The sequence below is a fragment of the Acidisphaera rubrifaciens HS-AP3 genome, from assembly GCF_000964365.1.
Taxonomy (GTDB): Bacteria; Pseudomonadota; Alphaproteobacteria; order Acetobacterales; family Acetobacteraceae; genus Acidisphaera; species Acidisphaera rubrifaciens.
This window is the reverse complement of sequence record NZ_BANB01000116.1, coordinates 1-2,830: the sequence shown is the minus strand read 5'-3', so window position 1 is coordinate 2,830 and position 2,830 is coordinate 1. Positions and strand designations below refer to the sequence as shown.

Below are 2,830 nucleotides of genomic sequence, written 5' to 3'. Positions count from 1 at the left end.
ACGGCCCCGCGGCCGCGCCCCCGGTCACCGCCGGGCGGGTGCAGTCGCCGCCCGACGCCGCCGGCAGGCGCACCACGCTCGCCATCCGCACGCTGGTCCAGGACGGCCGCTCCTATCGCTACGTCGATGCCGGCGGCATCCCCGGCCGGACGGTGGGACTGCCGGCCGACTAGGCGGGGCGGGCGGCCGGCGGCGGCCCCCGGGGCATCGCGCCGCCTTGCTTTTCGGCACCAGTGCGCTAAGGCGGGCCATGGCGACCAGCAACGAAATACGCGCAGCGTTCACCGACTATTTCGTGCGGCAGGGGCACACGCACGTGCCCTCCTCGCCGCTGGTGCCGCGCAACGACCCCACCCTGCTGTTCGTCAACGCCGGCATGGTGCAGTTCAAGAACGTCTTCACCGGCCAGGAACGCCGCCCCTATGTGCGCGCCACCACGGCGCAGAAATGCGTGCGCGCCGGCGGCAAGCACAACGACCTCGACAATGTCGGCTACACCGCGCGCCACCACACCTTCTTCGAGATGCTGGGCAATTTCAGCTTCGGCGACTACTTCAAGGAAGGCGCCATCCCGTATGCGTGGGAGCTGATCACCCGCGACTACGGCCTGCCGGCCGACCGGCTGCTGGTGACCGTCTACAGCGAGGACGACGAGGCCGCCGCCATCTGGAAGCGCGTCGCCGGCCTGCCCGACAGCCGCATCATCCGCATCCCGACGTCGGACAATTTCTGGCGCATGGGCGACACCGGCCCCTGCGGCCCGTGCAGCGAGATCTTCTATGACCACGGCCCGTCCGTCGCCGGCGGCCCGCCCGGCAGCGCGGATGCCGACGGCGACCGGTTCATCGAAATCTGGAACCTCGTGTTCATGCAGTACGAGGAGGGGCCGCCCGGCACCCGCATCGCGCTGCCGCGCCCGTCGATCGACACCGGCATGGGGCTGGAACGCATCGCCGCGATCCTGCAGGGCAAGCACGACAACTACGACACCGACACCTTCCGCGCGCTGATCCTCGCCAGCGCCGAGGCGACCGGTCAGGACCCGGACGGGCCGCACCGCATCAGCCACCGCGTCGTCGCCGACCACCTCCGCTCGTCCGCCTTCCTGATCGCCGACGGCGTGCTGCCGGGCAACGAGGGGCGCGCCTATGTCCTGCGCCGCATCATGCGCCGCGCGATGCGCCACGCGCACATGATGGGCGCGGTCGAGCCGCTGATGTACCGCCTGGTGCCCACGCTGGTCCGCCAGATGGGCGCGGCCTACCCCGAACTCGGCCGGGCGGAGGCGCTGATCGTCGAGACGCTGAAGCTGGAGGAGACGCGATTCAAGGCGATGCTCGACCGCGGCCTCGGCCTGCTGACCGAGGAGACGGCGCGCCTCGGCGACGGTCAGGCGCTGCCCGGCGCGGTCGCCTTCCGCCTCTATGACACCTATGGCTTCCCCCTCGACCTGACGCAGGACGCGCTGCGCGAGCAGGGGCGGGGCGTCGATCTCGCCGGGTTCGAGACGGCGATGGCCGAACAGCGCGCCCGCGCCCGCGCCGCCTGGGCCGGCTCGGGCGAGGCGGCGACCGACCGCGTCTGGTACGACCTGCGCGAGCGCGTCGGCGCCAGCGAGTTCCTCGGCTACACGACCGAGACGGCGGAGGCGGAAATCACCGCGCTCGTCGCCGCCGGCGTCCCGGTGACCGAGGCCGACGCCGGCACCGAGGTCGCGGTGCTGCTGAACCAGACGCCGTTCTATGGCGAATCGGGCGGCCAGGTGGGCGATACCGGCCGCATCACCGGCGCCGACGGGCTGGTCATCGCGGTGACCGACACGCAGCGCCGGCTGGCCGACCTGTACGTGCATCTCGGCCGCGTCGAGGCCGGCACCGCACGCGTCGGCGCGAGCGTGCTGGCCGAGGTCGATCACGCCCGCCGCACCGCCATCCGCGCGCACCACTCCGCGACGCACCTGCTGCACGAGGCGCTGCGCCAGCGGCTCGGCACGCATGTCGCCCAGAAGGGCAGCCTGAACGCGCCGGAGCGCCTGCGCTTCGACGTCTCCCACCACGCGCCCATCGGCCGCGACGACCTCGCCTGGGTCGAGGGCGAGGTGAACGCCCGCATCCGCGAGAATGCCGAGGTCGTGACCCGGCTGATGACGCCGGAGGCGGCGGTCGAGCAGGGGGCCATGGCCCTGTTCGGCGAGAAATACGGCGACGAGGTGCGCGTCGTGTCAATGGGCGCGGGCGAGGGCAACCGCCCGGCCTGGTCGATCGAGCTGTGCGGCGGCACGCATGTCCGCCGTACCGGCGATATCGGCCTGTTCAAGATCGTGGCCGAAAGCGGCGTCTCGGCCGGCGTGCGGCGGATCGAGGCGGTGTGCGCCAACAGCGCGCTCGCCTACGTGACCGAGGAGGAACGGCGGCTGGCCGAGGTCGCCGCCGCCCTGCGCGCCAACCCCGCCGAGGTGGCGGACCGCGTCGCCGTCCTGCTCGACGACCGGCGGCGGCTGGAACGGCAGGTGGCCGAGCTCCAGAAGAAACTCGCGACCGGCGGCAGCGCGTCGGAGATCGAGGAGGTGGCCGGCGTGAAGCTCGCTGCCCGCAACCTCGGCGAGGTGCCGGCCCGCGACCTCAAGGGGCTGGCGGACGCGATCCAGAAACAGCTCGGCAGCGGCGTCGTCGCGCTCGTCTCCACCGCCGAGGGCAAGGCCAGCATCGTCATCGGCGTCTCGCCCGACCTGACGGCGCGCTTCAACGCCGTCGATCTGGTGCGCGCCGCGAGTGCCGCGGTCGGCGGCAAGGGCGGCGGCGGGCGGCCGGACATGGCGCAGGCGGGCGGC

Annotated in this window: 1 protein-coding gene; it reads left to right on the top strand. The window is 72.8% G+C overall.

What is annotated here, in order from left to right; genetic code table 11:
- Positions 1-250: 250 nt before the first annotated feature.
- Positions 251-2,830, top strand: a 2,580-nt coding sequence (alaS, locus tag B8460_RS04495; protein WP_048860381.1) for an alanine--tRNA ligase, incomplete at its 3' end; no start/stop codon positions are given.